Annotated in this window: 17 protein-coding genes and 1 riboswitch; of the genes, 5 read left to right on the top strand and 12 right to left on the bottom strand. The window is 66.7% G+C overall.

Annotated features, from left to right (window positions below):
* Positions 1-124: 124 nt before the first annotated feature.
* The gene (locus D3226_RS01765; RefSeq protein ID WP_202380706.1) at positions 125-2680 is read right to left on the bottom strand and encodes a choice-of-anchor A family protein; all 2556 of its coding nucleotides are present in this window, start codon (positions 2678-2680) and stop codon (positions 125-127) included.
* 479 nt (positions 2681-3159) lie between these two features.
* On the opposite strand from D3226_RS01765, the gene D3226_RS01760 reads away from it, so the two are divergent.
* Both D3226_RS01760 and D3226_RS01755 read left to right on the top strand, forming a co-directional pair.
* Positions 3160-4347, top strand: a complete 1188-nt coding sequence (locus D3226_RS01760) for a cation:proton antiporter (protein ID WP_202380705.1) — start codon at positions 3160-3162, stop codon at positions 4345-4347.
* 78 nt (positions 4348-4425) lie between these two features.
* Positions 4426-5349: an oxygenase MpaB family protein gene (locus D3226_RS01755; protein WP_202380704.1), complete on the top strand. Its 924-nt coding sequence runs from the start codon at positions 4426-4428 to the stop codon at positions 5347-5349.
* A gap of 70 nt (positions 5350-5419) precedes the next feature.
* Here the strand turns inward: D3226_RS01755 and D3226_RS01750 are convergent, their stop codons facing one another.
* Together D3226_RS01750 and D3226_RS01745 are read right to left on the bottom strand one after the other, a co-directional pair.
* Positions 5420-6136: a PspA/IM30 family protein gene (locus D3226_RS01750; RefSeq protein ID WP_202380703.1), complete on the bottom strand. Its 717-nt coding sequence runs from the start codon at positions 6134-6136 to the stop codon at positions 5420-5422.
* Positions 6137-6244: 108 nt separating this feature from the next.
* Positions 6245-8263 carry a TPM domain-containing protein gene (locus D3226_RS01745; RefSeq protein ID WP_202380702.1) on the bottom strand — a complete coding sequence of 673 codons (2019 nt, stop codon included), beginning with the start codon at positions 8261-8263 and terminating at the stop codon, positions 6245-6247.
* Positions 8264-8385: 122 nt separating this feature from the next.
* On the opposite strand from D3226_RS01745, the gene D3226_RS01740 reads away from it, so the two are divergent.
* Positions 8386-10209 (top strand): glycerophosphoryl diester phosphodiesterase membrane domain-containing protein, encoded by a 1824-nt coding sequence (locus tag D3226_RS01740; RefSeq protein ID WP_202380701.1) that lies wholly within the window; start codon positions 8386-8388, stop codon positions 10207-10209.
* A gap of 22 nt (positions 10210-10231) precedes the next feature.
* Here D3226_RS01740 and D3226_RS01735 read toward each other — a convergent pair whose 3' ends face one another.
* Positions 10232-10921: a VTT domain-containing protein gene (locus tag D3226_RS01735; protein WP_202380700.1), complete on the bottom strand. Its 690-nt coding sequence runs from the start codon at positions 10919-10921 to the stop codon at positions 10232-10234.
* A gap of 164 nt (positions 10922-11085) precedes the next feature.
* On the opposite strand from D3226_RS01735, the gene D3226_RS01730 reads away from it, so the two are divergent.
* Positions 11086-11727, top strand: a complete 642-nt coding sequence (locus tag D3226_RS01730) for a PepSY domain-containing protein (protein WP_202380699.1) — start codon at positions 11086-11088, stop codon at positions 11725-11727.
* A gap of 72 nt (positions 11728-11799) precedes the next feature.
* Here the strand turns inward: D3226_RS01730 and D3226_RS01725 are convergent, their stop codons facing one another.
* Complete coding sequence (locus D3226_RS01725; RefSeq protein ID WP_337248866.1) at positions 11800-12699, bottom strand: bifunctional methylenetetrahydrofolate dehydrogenase/methenyltetrahydrofolate cyclohydrolase; 900 nt, start codon at positions 12697-12699, stop codon at positions 11800-11802.
* 5 nt (positions 12700-12704) lie between these two features.
* Complete coding sequence (gene glyA, locus D3226_RS01720; protein WP_202380697.1) at positions 12705-13988, bottom strand: serine hydroxymethyltransferase; 1284 nt, start codon at positions 13986-13988, stop codon at positions 12705-12707.
* 48 nt (positions 13989-14036) lie between these two features.
* Positions 14037-14122, bottom strand: a riboswitch (ZMP/ZTP riboswitch).
* Positions 14123-14232: 110 nt separating this feature from the next.
* Between glyA and purU the strand changes: the two genes are divergently transcribed.
* On the top strand, positions 14233-15117 hold the full coding sequence (purU, locus tag D3226_RS01715) for a formyltetrahydrofolate deformylase (RefSeq protein WP_202380696.1): 885 nt from the start codon (positions 14233-14235) through the stop codon (positions 15115-15117).
* An 86-nt stretch (positions 15118-15203) separates the two neighbouring features.
* Here purU and resB read toward each other — a convergent pair whose 3' ends face one another.
* The 6 genes from resB to D3226_RS01685 all read right to left on the bottom strand — a co-directional run bounded on the left by resB (position 15204) and on the right by D3226_RS01685 (position 21083).
* Positions 15204-16868, bottom strand: a complete 1665-nt coding sequence (gene resB / locus D3226_RS01710) for a cytochrome c biogenesis protein ResB (RefSeq protein ID WP_202380695.1) — start codon at positions 16866-16868, stop codon at positions 15204-15206.
* On the bottom strand, positions 16852-17595 hold the full coding sequence (locus tag D3226_RS01705) for a cytochrome c biogenesis protein CcdA (RefSeq protein WP_202380694.1): 744 nt from the start codon (positions 17593-17595) through the stop codon (positions 16852-16854). The genes resB and D3226_RS01705 overlap by 17 nt, the downstream gene beginning before the upstream one ends.
* A gap of 6 nt (positions 17596-17601) precedes the next feature.
* Positions 17602-18282, bottom strand: a complete 681-nt coding sequence (locus tag D3226_RS01700; RefSeq protein WP_202380693.1) for a TlpA family protein disulfide reductase — start codon at positions 18280-18282, stop codon at positions 17602-17604.
* A complete protein-coding gene (locus D3226_RS01695; protein ID WP_202380692.1) occupies positions 18279-18932 on the bottom strand; it encodes a histidine phosphatase family protein in 654 nt (217 codons plus the stop codon). The genes D3226_RS01700 and D3226_RS01695 overlap by 4 nt, the downstream gene beginning before the upstream one ends.
* Before the next feature lie 97 nt (positions 18933-19029).
* Positions 19030-20040: a GNAT family N-acetyltransferase gene (locus D3226_RS01690; protein ID WP_202380691.1), complete on the bottom strand. Its 1011-nt coding sequence runs from the start codon at positions 20038-20040 to the stop codon at positions 19030-19032.
* Positions 20037-21083 (bottom strand): LLM class flavin-dependent oxidoreductase, encoded by a 1047-nt coding sequence (locus D3226_RS01685; protein WP_202380690.1) that lies wholly within the window; start codon positions 21081-21083, stop codon positions 20037-20039. The genes D3226_RS01690 and D3226_RS01685 overlap by 4 nt, the downstream gene beginning before the upstream one ends.
* Positions 21084-21096: the final 13 nt, after the last annotated feature.

Below are 21096 nucleotides of genomic sequence, written 5' to 3'. Positions count from 1 at the left end.
GCACTGAACTCAGCGCAAGCTCTGATCGCAGCTTCTCCTGGGGAGTGCCGCACAGACCCCGGCCAGCTGGGGGGGGTGAGGGCCGGCCGGGGCTTGCAGGCAGGAGAAGCCGCCAGGGATCTCGCTATCCCTGACGCGTGTCCTGACGTCGGCGCGCGATCAGCACACCACCGACGATCAGGAGAGCGAGTCCCGCGATCCAGAGCGGGGCCTGGTCTGCGGCACCAGTGACGGCAAGGCCGTCCTTCGGCTGGGCAGGCTTCGGCTGCTCGGGGTTCGGATTCTCGGGCTTGGGTTCCGGCTTGGGCTCGGGCTTCGGCTCAGGACCAGGGCCCACGGGGAGACATTCGACCTCGTCCAGCACAACCTCAAGCGATGCGGTGCCGTCCTCGTTGAGAGTCCAACCCTCAGCCTCTGTCAGCTTCGCGCCCGTGTCCGCAGTCGCAACCACAGTCACGGTCTTGCCCGCAGCGATCTCGCCCACGATCTCGTAGGAGACACCCTCGGTCGTTGCAACCGTCACGACTGGAGCCGACACGTTGCCCGACTCAACATCACACACTGCCTGCGTGACCTCAGGAGCCACCGGAGCAACCGGCGTCAACGGCTTCTCGCACGGCACATCCTCGAGCACGACCTCAAACGACGCAGTGTCATTCTCGTTGAGCGTCCAGCCTTCAGCCGCGGTCAGCGTGTTCCCACCGGCAGGAGTCGCGACCACGGTCACGGTCTTGCCCGCAGCGATCTCGCCCACGATCTCGTAAGAAACACCCTCGGTCGTCGCAACCGTCACGAGCGGCTTGGAAACCTCACCGGTCTCAACGCCACACACGGCCTGTGCAACCTCGGGGGCTACCGGAGCGACCGCGACCAGCGGGGTCTCACACGGCACATCCGCGAGCACGACCTCGAACGACGCAGTGCCATCCTCGTTCAGCACCCAACCCTCGGCAGCGATGAGCTTGTTGCCCGATGTGGCGGATGCAATCACGGTCACCGTGTTGCCAGCGCGGATTGCACCATCAGTGCGGTACTCCACGCCCTCGGTCTTGGCGAGTGTGATGCGGGGTTCGGTCGCAATGCCCGAGTCGACGTCGCACACTGCCTGCGTGATCTCAGGAGCAACCGGAGCAACCGGGGTCAACGGCTTCTCGCAGTCAACCTTGTCCAGCTTCACCTCGAACGATGCGGTGCCGTCCTCATTGAGAGTCCAACCCTCGGCCGCAGTCAGCTTCGCACCCGTGTCCGCGGTCGCAACCACGGTCACGGTCTTGCCCGCAGCGACCTCGCCCACGATCTCGTAAGAAACACCCTCGGTCGTCGCAACCGTCACGAGCGGCTTGGAAACCTCACCCGTGGTGGCGTCGCACACTGCCTGCGTAACCTCGGGAACCACCGGAGCAACCGGAGTCAACGGCTCCTCGCAAGGCACGTCCTCAAGAACAACCTTCATCGAAGCAGTGCCATCCTCATTGAGAGTCCAACCCTTGGCCGCCTCAAGCTTTGCGCCACCAGTCCCCGTCGCAACAACGGTCACCGTCTTCCCTGCGGCAATCTCGCCAACCACCTTGTAGGTGATTCCTGCCGTCTCCGCCAGAGCAATGATCGGATCCGTCACCTTGCCGGTCGTCGCCTCACAGAGAGCCTGCGTCACCGTGGGAGTGACCGGAGCGACCTTCACCGATGGAGTTACCGGAGGCTCACAGGTGATGTCCGGGTCCCCGATGAACGGGAAGTTGTGGAACTCACTGCCGCCATAATTCTGCGTCAAGTCACCTGCAACCCAGTAGCGACCATTTGCACCCGCCACTGCGACGACAGTCTTCGACCCTGCCGTCGGGACGATGACCGAACCGGGCACCTGAGCAGTTCCCTTGATGCTTACATCGGTTGCGTCGGGGAACGTCCACATCATGCGAGCGGCACGCTGGCCGAACGACTTCGAGGACATCGCAAGCGTCGCTCCGTTGACCGCCACGCCCTGGAGCGGCAACGTCGCCGTCGGTCCGCCCGTGATGTTCACCACGACAATGTCGGTTTCAGCGATTCCAACAAGGTTCAGCGTCAAGTTGCTCTTCGCGCTGATGACCTTTGCATCAATCGTGAACAGATGCCGAGTCGCGCCAGCCTGGCCCTTCAGTGTGACCTGGTCGCCTTCAAACTCAACAGTGCCCTCGGTACCAACCGAGTTGCGTTGAGCAACTTCCTTCAGCCACGCAAAATCGTTGTCCGCCCAGGCAGAAACCCCGTCGCCGAGCGCCTTCTGAGCGCCAACTCCAGACCGGACTTCGCCGCCGTCAATGACCTGCACGTGCTGCTTGTTCGAAAGGGTGCCGCCGACCACCATGTTGCCGGGTGCGGGAAGTCCGCCACCCTTGCCCCACTCGCCAGCGGTGATCGTTGCGATCTCAAGCTTGGGCCCCGCGATCGTCGCGTTGCCCCCAACCATGACAATGTCACTCCCAATCGTGGGAAGCAGGCCGGAGCCACCTCCTGCGGAGCCAAGGTTGTACAGCCCCGAACCAAAGTCCGCGTCTCCACGAACTGCGAGGCGCCCTTCAAGCTCGGCGCCCGCGGCGCGAGTGAACTTGCCACCCACGTATACAGAAATACCGTCATCCACGGGCTGGGGCTTGTGGTCCCCCTGGGGGCCAACAACGCCCACGCCACTGGTGGGCATACATACTGCGGCCGATGTTTTCGGCGCAGACGGCTGAGGCGCGGCTTGCGCTGACGCGGCCGGGAGGGTGATCCCGCTCGCCACGACGAGCGCGCCAAGCGCCGCCGTCAGTGTCTTGCGAATTGACAAAGTGGTGTCCTCATCAGTTTCGGTGGATAGAAACTGCGCCGGACGTCACGACAAGCCTGAAAAACGGCGCGCCAAATACAGCCCTTGGGCACCGGTGTGTGGCCGTCCCCCGACGGCCAATTTCCCCCTGTGTGCACCCCCGACACATTTAGTTCATCTTGCGAACTAATCCCACCATAGGCTCTTTTCGCTACGCCCGTAGATTTTTAATAGGCAATTCACCCCGCACTTCACCCCAAAAACACAGCTTCCGATTCGCGCCTCCCCCGAACGAGCGATACACGATACGCAGCTTCCGCTCGATACGATGAAAAGTAAGCCCAAACGGGCGTCGGAGAGGACACCCCCGCATGACTGACGCAGAGCTCTCCACGCTCCTCATCCCGCTCGCAGCCGTCATCGCCCCGCTATTGGCAGCTCTCGTGGCGCGCGTGCTCGTGGTCCCACTTGTGGTCTTCGAGATTGGTCTCGGCATGTTGCTCGGTCCGTCCGGACTCGGCTGGGTCTCTGATTCGCCGATACTCGATGCCCTCTCGCAGATCGGGCTCGCCGCACTCTTCTTTATGGCAGGCAACGAGATCAACCCGAGTTCGCTTCGTGGCACAGCCGGACGGAGCGCCCTCGGCTGGTGGGGACTCTCCGCGGTGCTCGCGCTGGGCGCCGGCTTCGCGCTCGGGCCGTCACCCGAAGCCGCGGTACTCATCGCTGTCGCGCTCACCGGCACCGCGCTCGGCACACTCATGCCTATCCTGCGCGATGCAGGACTCTCACGCACACCTCTGGGCAAGGCCATCATTAGAACCGGCACCGTCGGCGAGTTTGCTCCACTTGTCGCTGTCTCTGTATTTCTCAGCGGCCGCCAGCCACTCGCGGGAACGATTGTGCTGCTCGGCTTCGCACTCATCGCGGTACTCGCGTTCTGGCTTGCGCAGCGCGGCCCGCACGATTGGCTTCGCCGCATGGTGTCACTCACGCTGCACACGAGCGGGCAATTCGCCGTACGCTTCGTGCTGCTCATCCTCGCGGCACTCGTCGTGCTCGCACTCGCACTCGGGGTCGACTTCCTGCTGGGCGCATTCACCGCTGGCATGCTTGCGCGCGCAGTGCTCCAGGGCGGTGACCCCGAAGAACTCCGTGTCATCGAGGCGAAGCTCGACTCCGTCGCGTTCGGGTTCCTCGTGCCCGTGTTCTTTATCGCGACCGGAGTAACTTTCCCGCTCGCGTCACTCATTGCAGACCCTGCCGCACTCGCGCTCGTGCCCGTCTTCGCGCTCGCGATGCTCCTCGTGCGGGGAATCCCAGGATGGCTCGGCGCAGGACGGGACGCTCCAACCAGTGACCGACGAACTGCAGCCCTCTGCACAGCGACCACCTTGCCCCTCGTGATTGCGGTGACCGGGATCGGCACCACCCACGGGGTCCTCGAGGAATCGCTCGCTGCGGCGATGGTGGGGGCCGCGATGCTCACCGTGCTGCTGTTTCCGATGCTCGCGCTGCTCGGCCGACAGAAGGAACGCACGGTCCAGACAGCGCACTGACGCGCCGCTCCGCTATTCTTGGACATCATCCATGTTTTTGAAAGCGCAGCGTTGCGCACACGTGCCCGGGGAGCCACCATGCAGACATCAGACAAGCAGACGAGCACCAGCACCTCTGGCTGCCCCGTCGCCCACACGGGCGGCCGTCCGCTGAGCGCTGCCTCCGGTGGCACCGACACCGAAGACACTGGCTACTTCGGCCCCGGGAGCATCAGCTGGCGCCTCTTCTCAGACCCCTCGTCCAAGCTCGGCGGGCTTGCCGCGCTGCTCCTGCAATCACTGAACCCGCAGATGATGCGTGTGTTCGACGGCACGAGCGGCTACGCAACGGACGTCGAAGGTCGCGGCGAACGCACGGGCCGATACATCGACACGACCGTTTTCGGCGATCGCGCGCACGCTGACGCCGCGGGCGAGGCAGTCCAACGGCTCCACGCCGCAAGTGTGTGGACCGACCCGCGTACGGGAGAGGAACTCCGCGCCGACACACAGGAGTGGCTCGCCTGGACCCACAATTGCATTGTCTACGGCGTCTTGCGCGCCGCAGACGCGTTCGGCCCCTCGCTCACCGTGGCGGAGCAGGATCGCTTCGTCGTCGAGCAGCACGAGGCCGCACGCATCGTCGGCATCGAGGGCGATGAGTTCTTGCCTGGCAGCCGCGAGGCGCTCGACCGCTACATCGAGGACAACAAGAGCTGGATGGCACTCACCCTTCCCGCCGCCGAGATCACACGGGCAATGCGGAAACCCCAGCTCACCGGCAACCCCATCAAGGTCTGGGCGGGCCTCAACATCCAGGACGGCGTGCTCTCACTGCTTCCGGACTGGGCGCTGCTCTTGTTTGGGATCGAGGGGCGCCCGATGAATCTCCGCGCCGCCGCGCGCGTCACGCGCCGCATTATCTCGGGCGCTCGCTCGGGCCGCACGTCCGAGGACCTCATCACCGAGGTCACGGAACGTGTGCAGACGCATCCGTATCGAAAAGTTCGAGGCGCGAAGTAGAAGCCCCACAACGACAGCGGCCCCTCCCCGAATGCTCGGGGAGGGGCCGCTGTCGTTGTGGGGGTCGTGGCTAGTTGCCGCCCTGCTTGAGCGCCTGCAGTCGCTGGTCGACCTCGCTCAGCGCGCCGAGATCATCGAGCTCGTTGAACTGCGCATCGAGCGTGGAAGCAGCGAGCTCTGCCTGGCCGCGCACCATCGCTTCCTGACGCTTGACCTTCTCCTCGAAACGGCCAAGCTCGCTCGTGGGATCCAGCACGTCGAGGTTCTTCACCGCGTCCTGCACCTGCGACTGGGCGTCAGCCACCTTGCCGCGAGAGACGAGCTCGTCGCGCTTCGCCTGCAGCTGCACGAGCTTCTCGCGCATCGTCTGCAGACCAGTCTTCAGCTGCTCGACGACCTGCTGCTGCGCGGTGACGCTCGGCTCAGCGGTCTCCACCTCCTTCTCGAAGGAGATCTGCTTCGAGAGAGCCACGCGCGCGAGGTTGTCGAACTTGTCTGCACCCGCGGTATCACCGCTGGCGCGCAAAGTTTCCGCCTGCTTGGACGCCGCGGCGGCCTTGCTGCCCCACTCGGTGATCGCCTTCCGATCCTCCTCGAGGTCGGCCTCCATGAGACGCAGGTTGCCGATCGTCTGCGCGACCGAGCTTTCTGCATCGGCGATGCTGTTCTTGTAGTCGCGCTCCATCTGGTTGAGCATCTTCTCCGGGTCTTCCGCGGAGTCGAGGAGTGCGTTGATGTTTGCCTTGGCGAGCTGTGCGATACGGCCAAGGATGGACTGCTTTGCCATGTCGGCTTCCTTTCCTAGTGTTCCACCGAACCAGCTCGGAGGAGTGTGTTCACCGGCCTGGACGGCCGGATGAAGTCTTGTGCGCGAACCCCGCACTCAGCGGGTCGCTCAGAACCGGCCACCGCCACCGCGTCGACCACCGCCACCGGAGCCGCCGCCAATCGAACCGCCACCGTTCCAGCCACCGGTGAAGCCGCCGCTGGAACCGCTCCAGCCGCCGCCACCGCCTGATCCTCCACCGCTGAGGAGGCCGCCGAGGATGCCGCCCAACACCGCGCCGCCGAAGCTGCCGTTCGAGCCGCCGCCCCCACCGCCGTAGCCACCGCCGCCTCCCCAACCGGAGACATCGGCCGAGGCCAGCTGGTACGCGGCCCGCGCGTACTGGGTCGCCTGCTGGGCACTCTGGTACGAGCGCGCAGGATCCGCGGTGGCGTACTGCTCGGCGAGCTGCAGGTACCGCTTGGCCTCTGCAAGGCGTGTCCGCGCCTCGGCACCAATCGCGCCACGACGGGTCTCGATGAACTGCTCAGCCGCGAGGACCTCGCTGCGCGCAGGAACCAGCGCTTCGTCGCGCGCCGCCTCGGCACGCCGCTGCCGCTCGGCAGACTCTCGAGCCGCACCGATTGCGCCATCGATCTGCACGTTGACCTCGGCTGCCGCGGAAAGCGCACGCACCGGATCGCCGGCGACGTCCGCGGCGAGCACCGCCTCGACCTGCGCGGCGGCTGCGGCAAGCGCGCGCTGCTCACCTTCCGGCGCCGCTGGCATGAGCTGCGCAACCGTCTGCAAGTCTGCGCGGAGATCCGCGTGAGCCGCTTCCAGCTGGCGTGTGCTCTCAGCAAGCTCTGCCCCGATGGTGTTCGGGGAGTCGGCGAGGGTTCCCGCCTGCTCAAGCGCGGCCTCACCAGCACGCAGACTCACCGCGGCAGCGGCCGTTTTGCCCTCGCCGATCTCACGATCCGCGGCCGTGATGCATTCCCCAACAAATCGAAGCCGAGCCTCCGCCTCGGTGATGTTGCTCCGCAGGCCGGCAACGAGCGTCTCCGCGTAACGGGTGCTGAGCTCGCTCATCGCATTCCGGCCCGCGGCAAGTCGCGCCTCCACACCGGGCACTGCATCACGCAATTGGGTCAGCACCTCGGGCGCCCGCTGCTCGACCTCACGCAACCGCGAGAACGACTCAGTGTGCGCGTCGAGCGACTCCTTTGCGCCCGAGCAGCGCGCGATGAGCTCGCTGAGCCACTCACGCTGCTGCTGCGGCGTATCCGGGACGTCATCGTCCAACTGCTGGCGCAGTGTGAAGGCAGCCTGGAGCTGTGCGCGTGCTTCCTCGATCGCCTGCGCGAATGGCTCCGCGGCCTCGGCACCGAACTGCGCCTGCGCAAAGCCGAGCTCCTGCTCGCTTCCGCGCAGGTCGTCATCGACCCGCACCAGGAGCGCGCTCGCCTGCGCCTCGAGCTCCTCCAGGGTCGCTTGAGGCTCTTGCCCCTCCGCCTCCCGCTCACGCTTGCGCTTCCGCGACACCGCGACACCTGCCGCGACGCCACCCACAACAACGACGCCACCGATCACGGCGATCGCCACGCCAGTCCCGTTCGAGCTGGGGTTCAGCACGGTCTTGTCGATTCCGGTGAGTGTGTCGCCGACGACACCCGCCCAGTCGCTCTTCTTGAGCGCGGGGCGCACATAGTCCTCGGTCAGCTTGTCGTACTGCGCGTCCGAGATCAGGTCTTTTGCGGCGTTGAGATCGAACAGGCGATCCTCCACGGCAACGCTGAGCAGCACGCCATCGTCGCCCAAGAAGTTCTTCTGCGCAGTTGCGGAACCCCAGGCCACCGGGTCCTCTGGCGAATCGAACTCATCGACGTAGACCACGAAGAGCTGCACGCCATGCTCGGCAGCGAACGCCCGCACCTCGTCCTCCAGCTCATCAACCTGCGAACCGAGTACGCCCTTCGAGGTACCGTCCAACACGTACGCCCCAGCGAATGCGGGCGGTGCAGTCGCGACTGCTGCGGCTGGCGCGAACCAGACCAACGCGGCGAGCACTGCGACCCCCAGCACCGGTGCAATACGTTTCATTCCCGTTCCCCCGTCACGGTCGATGTGGACCGCGTCGTCCCTCATGTGCTGAGTCTATAAGTGGTCTCCGTGCGCCGCCAGAGTCAATGATGTGTGCGGGCCTAGGCTGATCTCGGGGCCCCGATCAGCGGGCGGAACGACCGATGTCCCGTCGCGAAGGAGGCACAATGGCGCGCAGCGCTCCCGGAGTGTTTGCAGAGACACGCGTTCTCTGCGCGGAGGCCTGGCGCCTCGTGCGACAGGGCGGCGCTCGCCTCGCAGGCCTGATCCTGCTCACACAGCTCGTGCTCCTGCTCATCGCGCTCCCCCTCATCAGCTGGGTGTTCCGAGAGGCCCTCCGCGCGAATGGCATGGTGGGGCTCGATCTTGGCAAGCTGTCACTCGGCCAAGGCTTCCCCCTCACGATGACGATGATCGCGATCATCGTGGCGGTGGCGTTCTGGGTGATTGCACTGCAATTCACCGCACTCGTGGTGCTGCTGCGCTGGCCCGGCCTCGGCGCGCGACAGTTTCTCCGTGAGATCGGCAGAGTCGCCCGACGACTTTTTCGCCCGGGATCGATCCCACTCATCGGCTATCTCTTCGTGCTCGTTCCGCTCACGGGGTTCGGCTTCACGTCTGTACTGACCCGGGGCATTGCGATCCCCTCGTTCGTCTCGGGGGAGCTCGCAAAGTCGCCCACGAGTGAGGCCGTGTTTGCTGCGGTGCTCCTGGTGCTCGCGTGGGTCAACATCCGCCTCGCGCTCACCGTGCCGGTGTTCGTGCTCACCTCATCCCGCAGGCCACTGCGCACGAGCTGGCGCCTCACGCGAGGACCGCGCGCCTGGCTTCCCATCGCGCTCGCTATCACGGTCGTCACGCTGGTTGCCGGTGCACTGGGTGTCGGTCTCTTGGTCACCGCGGTTGTGCCCACCGCGCTCGCTGACGCAGCCCTTCCCGCTGCGGCACCCCCAGTCGCGGCGATCTCGCTCGGGGCCGCCCAGGTCGTCGGGCTGCTCCTCAGCGGTTTCGCGACCGCCGCGGTTGCCGGTGTGCTCATCACCCGTGTGCGTCGGGCGGCCCAGGCCCACCCCGACCGGATCACACTCCTCTCGGCCCCACTCGCATCAGCGCCGCGCACCCGTCGTGGCCCACGCCTCGCCGTACTCCTCACCTCGCTCGGCCTGGCCGCCGTCCTCAGTGTTGCGGGCTGGGACACCCTCCACCGGCTGGCCGAGGCGCCGACCACGCTCGTTCTCGCCCACCGCGGGTTCTCAGATGGCGGGGTCGAAAACACGCTGAGCGGGCTCGACGCAGCAGCAACTGCCGGCGCAGACCTCGTCGAGATGGACGTCATGCAGACCGCCGACGGTCAGTTCGTCGCCATGCACGACGCGCAGCTGAGCCGCCTGGCAGGGCGTGACGTCGCGGTGAAGGATCTCACGCTGGCCGAGATCACGGCGATTTCGGTGCACGACCGGGCCGGGCACGAGGATCGGATCCCAAGCTTCGCAGAGTACGTCACGCACGCGGAGCAGATCGGAATGCCCCTGCTCATCGAGATCAAGCTCGGCGGGGCCGACACCGCCGATCACGTGGATCGTCTCGTGGCAGAGCTTGAATCGCTCGACGCGCTCGACAGCAACATCTACCACTCGCTCGATGCGGGGAGCGTCGAGCGGCTGAAGACGCTCCGCCCCGACCTCACCGTCGGCTACACCATGGCGTTTGCCGGCGGCGGGCTCCCCGACACAATTGCCGATTTCATCGTGGTTGAGCAGTGGACGGCGAGCGATGCGATGCAGCGCGCCGCGTGGGATGCCGGGCTCGGCTTCATGGTGTGGACGGTGAACGATGTTCCGGGAACGCGCGAGCACCTGCGCCGCGGCACCGACGGGATCATCACCGACCACCCCGATCAGGCGCTCGCTGCACGCACGGAGATGCAGGGCGAGACCGGCGTGTCCGACGTGCTGGTTGACGCGCTCGCGCGCTTCGTGACCGTGATGTAGCGAGAGACGCGCCCCGCGAGCGCTAGTTCTGGGCTGCGCGGCGGTTTGCGCGCCACGCCTTGAATGCCTTGATTGCTTCGATGAGGATCGGGATGCCCGGGATCAGCACGAGCACGATGATGAACACCTCGCTGTACTCGCGCACGAAGGGAATCTGTCCGAGGAAGTACCCGAGGAGCGTCACGCCGACACCCCAGAGCAGCGCGCCCACCGCGTTGTACACCACAAACTGGCGGTAGCGCATGTTGCCCACGCCAGCCGCCGCCGGAACGAAGGCGCGGAAGACCGGCAGGAAGCGCGCGATGATGATGGCCTTGGGGCCGTGCTTCTCGAAGAAGGTGTGAGTGCGTGCCACATTCTCGGGGTTGAAGAAGCGGCTCTTCTCCTTGCTGAAGATCGCTGGCCCGAGCTTTCGCCCGATCATGAATCCCATCTGATCGCCGGCGAAGGCAAACACGAAGAGCAGGCTGCAGGTGATCCAAATCGGCACGTCGATCACGCCGGTCGCCGAGAACAGGCCCACGGTGAAGAGCAGCGAGTCGCCCGGCAGGAACGCGAGCACGAGCACGCCGGTTTCCAGGAACACGAAGGCGCAGGCCAGGATGAGGGCCGCCCAGCCGCCCGCCTTCAGCAGCGTTTCGGGATCGAGCCAGTCGATCCCAAGAAGCGCCGGAACGGTGGCAGCGGTCAGTGCGGCTAGGGTCGAGGTCACGTGTGTCGGCTCTGCTCTCGTGTGGGATGCGCGGGGTGCGCGGCGCGCAACCGAACTTATTATGCCCCGGCCCGCTGGGGAGCGGCTGTCGATCCCCCGGTGGGTGCCCACTGCGGCGGGGTAGTGTGAGTGGCACTCATTGGCTTGCCCGGAGGGAGCACCGGATGAATCTCACACTCGCTCAGCAGTCACGCCGGCGACGCATCGCCGCCGCAGCCGCGTTCTCAGCGCTCGCCCTCACCCTTTCGGGGTGCGTGACCGTCAACGTGCCGCCCCGCGAGAGCGGCTCAGGCACCACCTCTCCGAGCGCGAGCGGCCCCCATGGGGACAGCGATTTCCCTGCGACCGGGATCCCGACCGAGGTGCGTTGGGCCACCGACTGGCTCGAGGGCTTTGCGTCCGAAGGAAACGGGGTGCGCGGCGAGATCGTGGCAATCGATCTCGACTTCGAGAACGACGAGTGGATCTGGGAGGTGACAAGTCGCTTCCCGAGCGGGGGCCCCACGAACACCACGCCAGAGCGTGGCTACGAGGCTGAGCTCGCAGCAGACTCGCTCACCGAGCTGCGCTCGCGCGAAGTCACGCTCGATTCTGAGGAGCAGGAGCCCCCCAAGATCGGCATTGCCGAGGCCGCTCGGATCTCCGGTGACACCTACCCGAGCCCCCGACTCATTTCGCTCTCTCTCGATCGGGATCACGGCTCGCTCGTGTGGGAGGCGACACTGCTCGACTCCGAGACGCTGGCCGAAACAGAGCTTGCGATCGACGCGACCACGGGCGAGATTCGCTCCCGCGAGACCGACTAGTTTCCCGTGAAACACTCCGGCCCGGTTCGACTCGCGCGGAGTCGGCCCGGGCCGGAGTGTCTGTGCCAGGAGCTACGCGGCGTCGCCTGCGCGCTCCGCCACCTCGACGACGTTCTTGAGGAGCAGCGCCCGGGTCATCGGCCCCACCCCACCGGGGTTCGGCGATACCCAGCCAGCAACCTCGGCGACGGCGGGATCAACGTCGCCGACCACGCGGCTCTTGCCGGTCTCGGGATCGACCTTGCGGGAGACGCCCACGTCGAGCACGATGGCGCCCGGCTTCACGTCCTCGGCGCGGACGATGCCCTCCACGCCTGCCGCGGCCACGATCACGTCGGCGCGGCGCAGCTCAGCAGACAGGTCCTTCGTGCCTGTGTGGGTGAGCGTCACCGTCGCATTGAACTCACGACGCGTCAGCAGCGGCCCAATCGGGCGCCCCACCGTCACGCCGCGACCAACCACGACCACGTGCTTGCCAGCCCACGACAGGCCGTTGCGCTCCACCAGCTCGATGACACCGCGCGGCGTGCAGGGCAGCGGCGAGGCGATCTCCGTGTTGGCGTTCAGCACGAGCCGGCCCAGGTTCATCGGATGGAGGCCGTCAGCGTCCTTCGCGGGGTCGATGCACTCGAGGATGCGATCCGTGTCGATGTGCTTCGGCAGCGGGAGCTGCACGATGTACCCCGTGCACGCGGGATCCGCGTTGAGTTCGGCAAGCACCGCTTCAAGCTCGTCCTGCGTGACCGACTCGGGCAGCTCGCGCTTGATCGACGCGATGCCCACCTCAGCGCAGTCACGGTGCTTCCCCGCGACGTACCACTGCGAACCGGGATCCTCACCCACGAGCACCGTCGCGAGGCCGGGCACCACGCCGCGCGCGGCGAGCGCCGCGACCCGCTCAGTGAGCTCAGCCTTAATGTCGGCTGCGGCCTGCGTGCCGTTCAGGCGCTGTGCGCCGGTGGACTCTGCCACCGGGCTCACCACTCCTCGAGGCCGGGGTACAGCGGGAAAGCCTCAGCGAGCGCCGTGACGCGCGCCTTCAGCGCCTCGATGTCGCCGGCCTGCTGCAGGGTCAGCGCGATGATGTCCGACACCTCAGCGAACTCAACATCACCGAAGCCGCGGGTGGCGAGCGCGGGCGTACCGATGCGCAGGCCGCTCGTGACCATCGGCGGGCGGGGGTCGAACGGCACCGAGTTGCGGTTCACCGTGATGCCCACCTCGTGGAGTGCATCCTCCGCCTGCTGGCCATCGAGCTTCGAGTTGCGGAGATCCGCGAGCACGAGGTGCACGTCGGTGCCACCCGTCAGCACGTCAACGCCAGCAGCCTTCGAGGCCTCGGTGGTGAGTGCGGAAGCGAGAAGCTTTGCGCCGGAGAGCGTGCGGACCTGACGGTCAGCGAACTCCTCGGTGGCGGCGAGCTTGAAGGCGGTGGCCTTCGCCGCAATCACGTGCATGAGGGGGCCGCCCTGGTGGCCGGGGAACACGTTCGAGTTGATCTTCTTGTAGAGATCCAGGTCGTTCGTGAGGATGAAGCCCGAGCGGGGGCCACCGATCGTCTTGTGCACGGTCGACGAAACGACGTGCGCGTGCGGCACCGGGTTGGGGTACAGGCCAGCAGCCACGAGGCCCGCGAAGTGCGCCATGTCGACCCAGAGGGTCGCGCCCACCTCGTCGGCGATCGCACGGAACGCCGCGAAGTCGAGCGTACGGGGGTACGCCGACCAGCCCGCGATAATGACCTTCGGCTTGACCTCGAGCGCCTTCGCGCGGACGACGTCCATGTCGATCAGGAACGTCTCGGGGTCGACGCCGTAGGAGGCAACGTTGTAGAGCTTGCCGGAGAAGTTGAGCTTCATGCCGTGCGTGAGGTGGCCGCCGTGCGCCAACTCAAGGCCGAGAATCGTATCGCCGGGCTCAGCGATTGCCGAGAGCACGGCGGCGTTTGCCGAGGCGCCGGAGTGGGGCTGCACGTTGGCGTACTGCGCGCCGAACAGGCTCTTGGCACGATCCCGAGCGAGATCCTCGGCGACGTCAACAAACTCGCAGCCACCGTAGTAGCGGCGGCCCGGGTAGCCCTCGGCGTACTTGTTGGTGAGCACCGAGCCCTGCGCCTCGAGCACCGCGCGCGGAACGAAGTTCTCGCTGGCGATCATCTCAAGGGTGCCGCGCTGGCGGCCGAGCTCGTTCTTCAGGACCTCAGCGATCTCGGGGTCGACGACCTCGAGCGGCTCGTTGAAGAAAGCTGACTGGGTGGACATAGTGCGCTCCTCAGTGTGTTCGCTCCGCGCAGGCGGAATCGGTATCGGAATCAAGACCCAGGCGAGCGGCCATTCCGTGAAGAGGTGTCGTTCCCCGATGGTGGACCATCTGTACGCCAGTCACGACCCGATCAGCATACCAGCGGGGCACATTCCCCAACCGGGAAGTTCCGCCCGGTTACGCAACCGTCAGCCGATCGTCATGAAGCGCGGCCACTCGGGAAGACTGGCTAGAATTGGCCGGATGAACACGATCGCTGCTGACACGCTCGACACCCAGTGGGTGCTCACCCTCTCTTGCATTGACGGACCCGGAATCGTCCATGCCATCAGCGGTGCGATCGTGGCGGCCGGTGGCAACATCGCCGAGAGCCAGCAGTTTGCCTCGGCCGATACGGGCCGCTTCTTCATGCGGCTGCAGGTTGAGGCCGTGGCGCAGCCCGACACGTTCGAGGATCGCTTCGCGAACGCCCTCGCACCCGTGACCGAGCGCTACCACATGACCTGGCGGCTCGACCGCGTGGGCCGCCCCGTGCGCACGCTCATTCTGGCCTCCACCGCGACGCACTGCGTCAACGACCTGCTGTACCGCCAGCGTGGCGGCCAGCTGCCCATTGAGGTGCCGCTGATCCTGTCGAACCACGAGACCGTGCGCGACATCGCCGAGTTCTACGACGTGCCGTTCGAGCACCGCGCAATCGCCTCGCCGGAGGATCGCGACGCATTCGAGGCACGCGTCCTCGCAGCGGTCGAGGAGCACGACATTGAGCTGGTGGTGCTTGCGCGCTACATGCAGATTCTGTCGCCGAGCCTGTGCGAAGCGCTCGAGGGCCGCGCGATCAACATTCACCACTCGTTCCTGCCCGGGTTCAAGGGTGCCAACCCCTACAAGCAGGCCCACCAGCGCGGGGTGAAGCTCATCGGCGCGACGGCTCACTTCGTGACGACGGATCTCGACGAGGGCCCGATCATCGAGCAGGATGTCGTGCGCGTCGATCACTCATACTCACCGCGCGAACTCGTGCAGCTCGGCCAGGACGAGGAGGCGCGCGTGCTTCGCCGCGCCGTGGGCTGGTTCGCCGAGAACCGTATCCTCGCGGACGGCGCCCGCACGATCATCTTCCGCTAGGCGGCGCGCTCCCGCATCACCGCGGCCCAGAAAACAGTACTGCCCCGAGGCGTGAGGCCCCGGGGCAGTACTGTATGCGGCGCAAGCTAGAGCTGTTCGCGGTGCCGCTCGCGCAGCTCTTCGACGGCCCGGTCAAGCGCGGGATCGTCACCGCGAGCCAGGCCGGCGTACTGCAGCACGACACCGTCCTCATCCTGCAGGGCTTTCACCCACATCCGGCGGCGAGGCACGAAGAGCGACCACATGAGACCGCCCAGGCCGGCAAGCGCGAAGATCAGGATCCAAATCTGTGCGGGGTTCTGCATGACGTCAAACGCCGCATATCGAGGCGCTTTCTCGAAGCTGATCGTTCCCATGCCGTTCGGCAGGTCGACCGTCTCACCCGGCGTGAGCGACAGCGACTTCTTGTCAACCGCACGGCCCGTGAGCTGCTCCATGTCGCTCGTGTCGAGCACGTAGACCGACTGCGGCACGGCTCCGTCAATGCCGAGATTGCCCGTGAACACATCGAGCGTGAGCACGGGGTTCTCAAGGTCCGGGTAGTTCGAGGTGAACGCGCCGGTGTCGAGCTCCGCCTGCGTCGGGTAGAAGAAGCCGCGAAGGCCGAGCTGCGTCGCCTCGCCATCCTCCGTCGAGATACCGAAGGGCACCTTCACCACGCCGAGCGAGGTCATGTTCGTGTCCTGCGGAATGAACGGCATCGACTCGCGGTACACCACCTCGCCCTCCGCGTTCTTGATCGTGATGAGCGGCGCGTAGCCGTTCGAGATCAGGTAGATGGGCGAGCCATGCACGCGGAGCGGGTGGTTCACACGAATCGTGTGCTCCTCCTCCGACTTTCCGTCGGCGCTGATCAGCGTCATGTCAGCGATGTAGTCCTTGACCTGACCCAGGGCGTCGATGTTGCCGTCCTCGGGGGTCATGTAGCTCACGTCGAGCGAGTTCAGTCGCAGGCTGAACGGCTCCAGGCTGCCCGTATCGAATGCCTGTCCCGAGTTCACGGTGTCGTAGTCGATGAGCTGGTTGACCATCGTCTCACCCTCGATGAGCACCTTCTGGCCGTTGAACGTGAGTGCCGCGCCGACGCCCACGCTGATGAGCACGCCGAGCATCGCGACGTGGAACAGGAGGTTGCCGGTCTCGCGCAGGTAGCCGCGCTCGGCGGACACCGACACCTCGGTAACGCCACGACGCGTCACCTCCTGCGTCTCCACGCGGTAGCCCTGCTTCTTGAGCATGCCAGCGGCCACCTCGACGGCACGCTCACCAAACTCGGCACGCTCCTCGGGGCTCGCGTCGGGGTTCGAGACACGCACCTCTGAAAAGCCGGCCATGCGGTTCAGCCGCGCGGGGGTCTTGGGCGGCGTGCCGCGCCAGGCCTTCCAGTGGTGCGCGAGGCGGGGCAGCACACACCCGATCAGCGAGATGAACAGCAGCAGGTAGATCGCAGAGAACCAGACCGAGCTGTACACGTCGAACGCCTGAATCGGGAAGGCGTCGAGGACCTTGAACAGCGTCGGGTGATCCTGCTGGTACTGCACCACGCCGTTGGGGTCGGCAGAGCGCTGCGGCACGAGCGATCCGGGGATCGCTGCAACCGCGAGCAGCAGGAGCAGGATCAGGGCCACCCGCATGCTGGTGAGCTGGCGCCAGAACCAGCGACCCCAGCCTTTGAGGCCGAGCTCGGGGGATTCCGCGCGCAGCGAGCCGCCAGCGCCGGTGCCGTCATCGTAATCAGAGGGGCGTGACATACCCGTCAATCACCGCCTGCAGTGCAAACATCATCTTGCTCCAGAGCCCGGTCACCATGAGGAGACCGATGAGGATCAGCAAACCGCCGCCGATCAGGTTCACGGTACGAATGTGCCGCTTGAAAAAGGTCATCGTTTGAGTCATCCAGCCGAAGCCAAACGCGGCAAGCACGAACGGCAGGCCGAGGCCGAGGCAGTACATGAGCGCCAGCACCACGGAGCGCGCCACGGATCCCTGCTGGAGGCTGAGCCCCATGATGACGGTGAGCGTCGGGCCCATGCAGGGCGTCCAACCGATCGCGAAAACCGCGCCCAGCACCGGCGCCCCTGCCAGGCCGAGCTTGGGCTTGAGCTTGAGTTTGCGCGTGTTCTGCGCGCGCGAGAACAAGCCCATAAACACGAGGCCCATGACGATCACGAACACGCCCATGACGCGCGTGATCACGGGTTCCCACTCCATCAGCCAGATGCCCACGGAGCCGGCGGCCGCAAGGAAGGTGACGAGCACTGCCGTAAAGCCTGCGACGAAAAGCACCGAGCCGAGCACCAGGCGGCGGCGGTTCGGTGCTTCCCCGGGAGCAGCACCCGCGCTCGCGCTCGCGTACGCGAGGTAGCCGGGCACGAGCGGCAGAATGCACGGCGACAGGAAGGAGACGAGCCCCGCGGCGATCGCAATCAGCGATGCGACGAGCAACTGCCCGTCCGCCACGATCTCAAAGATGCCCACGCGCGGCTACTGCTTGCTGCTCGGGGCGCTCGTGCGGTCCCCCGACTCGGCAGAAGCGGGCGCATCTGTGGCGTCCTGCTCACCCTCGGCGAGGGTCTCCTCGATGAGGGTGCGCAGCTGCGACTCCCCCGCAAGCATGCCGAGCACGCGGTGCGCCACGCGCCCCTCGCGGTCGAGGATCAGCGTGGTCGGCACAGCGTTCAGCGGCACCTGGCCGGCGAACGCGCGCTGCACGGAACGACCGCCCGGCATGTCCATAATCGAGGGGTACTCGACACCGAATTCCTTGGCGAACTGCTGGGCCTGTGCGGCCTGATCGCGCGTGTTGACACCGATGAACTCGACGCCCTTCGGCGAGAACTCGTCGTACGCGGCGACCAGGTCCGGCGCCTCTGCACGGCACGGGGGGCACCCCGCGTACCAGAAGTTCACCACGGTAACCTGGCCCGCGATGTCGGCTGAGCTCAGCTCCTCGCCGTGCTCCGTCTCGCCCGAGAACTCAACCGGATCGGTGCGCTCACTCGGCGCGAAGCTCGCGGAGGTGCCGTCGCCGGAGACGTAGCCTTTGTCGCTGCCTTCCTGCCACTGCTTCGAGAGGTCGCTGCCTCCCCCGCTGCTGCAAGCGGACAGCGCGAGCGCGGCGCTCAGGGCGAGGGCCGCGACGGCCCAGGTCTTTCGGCGGATCATACGGCCCCCACATCTACGGCGTCGTCCAGCAGCCCAGCGGCGGGCGTGCGGTAGTCGACCTCGAACCAGCGCTCACCGCGCTTCTCAAAACTCGTGATGCTCGACAGCTCGCAGCGTCGCGAGGCCGGGTTATGGAAGAGAGGCTTGCCTGCAATATCGAGGTGCGCCATCCAAATGGGTGACTGGTGCGACACCATCACGATGTCGCCCCCGCGGGTGCTGGCCCAGGCATCGTCCATCGCCTGCCGCACGCGCGCGGCCACCTGGCGGTAGGGTTCGCCCCAGCTCGGCCGGAAGGGATTCCAGAACTTGTGCCAGTAGCGCGGCTGCTTGAACGCGGCGTCGGGGCCGGAGTTCACCTTGCCCTCGAAGAAGTTGGTGGGCTCGATGATGCCCTCTTCGGTGACAATCTCGAGACCGAAGGTGCTCGCGATCGGTCGCGCCGACTGCTGTGCGCGCTCGAGCGGCGACGCGTAGAGTTTCGCGATCGCGCGGTCGCTGCCCGCGAGTTCGAGCGCGGCGGCCTCCGCCATACGGTGTCCGCGCTCTGAGAGGCGGAATCCGGGGATACGCCCGTACAGCACCAGATCGGGGTTATGGACCTCGCCATGGCGCACCAAATGCAGCAGTTTGTCGCTCACGCAGACCATTGTACGTTCGGCTCACCTGAGAATCCCGGGAGCATACCCCCTCCGGGTGTGCCCCCGGGATCCGGGTTCGATTCGCCGCTTTTCGATCGGGATCGCGCTACGCCACACCCGCGAAGCCGCCAAAACGCGAGCGCGCATAGATGAGCGGCCGGTCTACCCCGCCGAGCAGGCCATAGGTGAGGACATCCGCGAGCACAATTCGGTGGTCGCCCCCGTCGAACTCCTCGCGAATCGCGCACTCAAGCCAGGCCGACCCGCCAGCGATCACCGGATGCCCGCGCGTGGGCGTGCGGACGGTGGGGGTGCCGCCGAGCTTGTCGCGCACTCCGGGGCGTGCAAGCCGGCGTGCGATGGGTCCCTGACCCGCGCCGAGCACCGTCGCGGCGAACGAGCCGCTCGCCGCGATGCGAGGCCAGCTGCTCGAGCCGGTGCCGACAGTGAGCAGCACGCGCGGCGGCGCGACTGACAGCGAGACAAACGACTGCACGGTGAGTGCCGCGGCGGGCTCCCCCGCCGCCCCGCGCGCGGCGAGCGCCACCACGCCCGTGGGGAACGCGCCAAGCACCCCGCGCGCCGCGGACTCATCCGCGAGCGGCGCCTCGACGAGTGGCACGAGGGGGTAGGCGTAAGTGAACAGATCGAGCTGGTGCTCGCCCCCGATCCACAGCCCGTCCCGCTCAGGCCGACGCTCGTAGCCGAGCGTTTCGTAGAGGCGGTGCGCACCGCGCATCGCGGGGCCGGTCTTCAGCACCACCGCGCTGAATCCCTCCCCCGCGGCACGCGCGGCGACGTCGCGCATGAGGGCGGCACCAACACCCCGCCGACGCGCGGCGGGCGACACCCCGAGGAGGCGGAGGTCGAGCTCGTCGGCGGCGATGTCCTCGTGCAGGGAGGGCCCGCCCGGGCGGCGGGTCGTCACGCTGCCGAGCAACTGCCCATCGCTGTCCTCGGCCACCCACACGTCGTAGTCGCGAGCGCGCACGGCCGCGGCGCGGAAGGGATCGCTCCCGCCACTTGTCTCGCCGTAGTCGTGCGCGTACGCCGCTCCGATCAGCGCGTCAACCGCGGCGAACTCCTCGCGCCGCGCCTGGCGCACCGCGATGCTCACGCTGTCTCCCGTTCGGTCGCGGGCTGCCACCCGAGCGATGGCCCAATGCTCGTGGCGAGCTCGTGGAGGATGTGCTTCCAGTCCGCCAGCTCAAATTCGAACGGCAGCTCGAAGAGGTAGTCGTCCGCGGCCTGGAACGCGGGGTCGGTGCGAATAAACTCGACAATTTCGTCACGCGAGCCGAGCACGTCGCGGGCAATGATCGTCTTCCCGCCGTGCACCTGCTCGGTGCGCGGGGTGCGGGCCTCCGCGTAGGCACGGTACTTCGCCGCCTGCTCCGGCGTAGCCCCATCCGTCGGCACGATCACGCGCGCCACCGTCGCGCGCGCGGCCTCGCCGGCAGGGTGCGCGGCACGGAACGCGTCGATCTGCGCGCGCTGCACTCGCCCAAAGTTCGTGTCGCCATCCGCCGTGGTGCTGATGTTACTCACCAGCCAGTTCAGCCCGGCGCGGCCGGTCCACTCCGCTGAGCGCAGCGAGCCGCCGCCGTACCAGAGCCGCTCGGAGAGCCCCGCACTGTGCGGCTCGACCCGCTCCGAGTCGAAGTCCCCGCCAATACCGTTGTAGGGCGGCACCTCGCGCACCCGATCCCCCGCAAGGAATCGACGCAACCGCTCAATCCGCTCGTAGGAGTAATCTTCGTCGCGCCAGCCCGCGTCGTGCACGAGGTCGTTCACGTCGTCGGCGTACCCCGGCGGGTGCACGCTCACACCGGTGAGCACCCGGCCTCCCGACAGCGCGTCCGCGGTGCCAAGGTCCTCGGCCAGGCGGAACGGATTCTCATGGCCGACCGGGATCACCGCCGTGCCGAGCCCGATGCGCTCCGTCTGCTGCGCGACCGCACCGAAGAACACTGCGGGCGAGGGCAGCCCGTGCTGCAGGTGCCGCGTGCGCACCCAGCCGCTGTCGAGACCGAGCTCCTCCGCGTAGCGGAACAGCTCGACGCCATCGCGCAGCCCGCGGCCCGGGTCGGCGCTGTCGAAGGGAACGAGGTGGATGAAGCCGAGGCTCTTGAGGGGCCGCGGCGCGGGAGTGGTGGTCATGAGGTATCTCCTG

Source organism: Leucobacter chromiireducens subsp. chromiireducens (assembly GCF_016758255.1).
Lineage (GTDB): Bacteria > Actinomycetota > Actinomycetes > Actinomycetales > Microbacteriaceae > Leucobacter > Leucobacter chromiireducens.
The sequence above is the reverse complement of the archived record's forward strand: the minus strand, read 5'-3'. Positions and strand labels throughout refer to the sequence as shown.

What these genes read in the sequence shown, in the direction of transcription:
- purU (WP_202380696.1), top strand. Translation starts at nt 14,233, where the DNA reads ATGAACACGATCGCTGCTGACACGCTCGACACCCAGTGGGTGCTCACC.
- D3226_RS01740 (WP_202380701.1), top strand. Translation starts at nt 8,386, where the DNA reads ATGGCGCGCAGCGCTCCCGGAGTGTTTGCAGAGACACGCGTTCTCTGC.
- D3226_RS01695 (WP_202380692.1), bottom strand. Translation starts at nt 18,932, where the DNA reads ATGGTCTGCGTGAGCGACAAACTGCTGCATTTGGTGCGCCATGGCGAG.
- D3226_RS01745 (WP_202380702.1), bottom strand. Translation starts at nt 8,263, where the DNA reads ATGAGGGACGACGCGGTCCACATCGACCGTGACGGGGGAACGGGAATG.
- D3226_RS01750 (WP_202380703.1), bottom strand. Translation starts at nt 6,136, where the DNA reads ATGGCAAAGCAGTCCATCCTTGGCCGTATCGCACAGCTCGCCAAGGCA.
- D3226_RS01685 (WP_202380690.1), bottom strand. Translation starts at nt 21,083, where the DNA reads ATGACCACCACTCCCGCGCCGCGGCCCCTCAAGAGCCTCGGCTTCATC.
- D3226_RS01760 (WP_202380705.1), top strand. Translation starts at nt 3,160, where the DNA reads ATGACTGACGCAGAGCTCTCCACGCTCCTCATCCCGCTCGCAGCCGTC.
- D3226_RS01730 (WP_202380699.1), top strand. Translation starts at nt 11,086, where the DNA reads ATGAATCTCACACTCGCTCAGCAGTCACGCCGGCGACGCATCGCCGCC.
- glyA (WP_202380697.1), bottom strand. Translation starts at nt 13,988, where the DNA reads ATGTCCACCCAGTCAGCTTTCTTCAACGAGCCGCTCGAGGTCGTCGAC.
- D3226_RS01700 (WP_202380693.1), bottom strand. Translation starts at nt 18,282, where the DNA reads ATGATCCGCCGAAAGACCTGGGCCGTCGCGGCCCTCGCCCTGAGCGCC.
- D3226_RS01765 (WP_202380706.1), bottom strand. Translation starts at nt 2,680, where the DNA reads ATGCCCACCAGTGGCGTGGGCGTTGTTGGCCCCCAGGGGGACCACAAG.
- D3226_RS01755 (WP_202380704.1), top strand. Translation starts at nt 4,426, where the DNA reads ATGCAGACATCAGACAAGCAGACGAGCACCAGCACCTCTGGCTGCCCC.
- resB (WP_202380695.1), bottom strand. Translation starts at nt 16,868, where the DNA reads ATGTCACGCCCCTCTGATTACGATGACGGCACCGGCGCTGGCGGCTCG.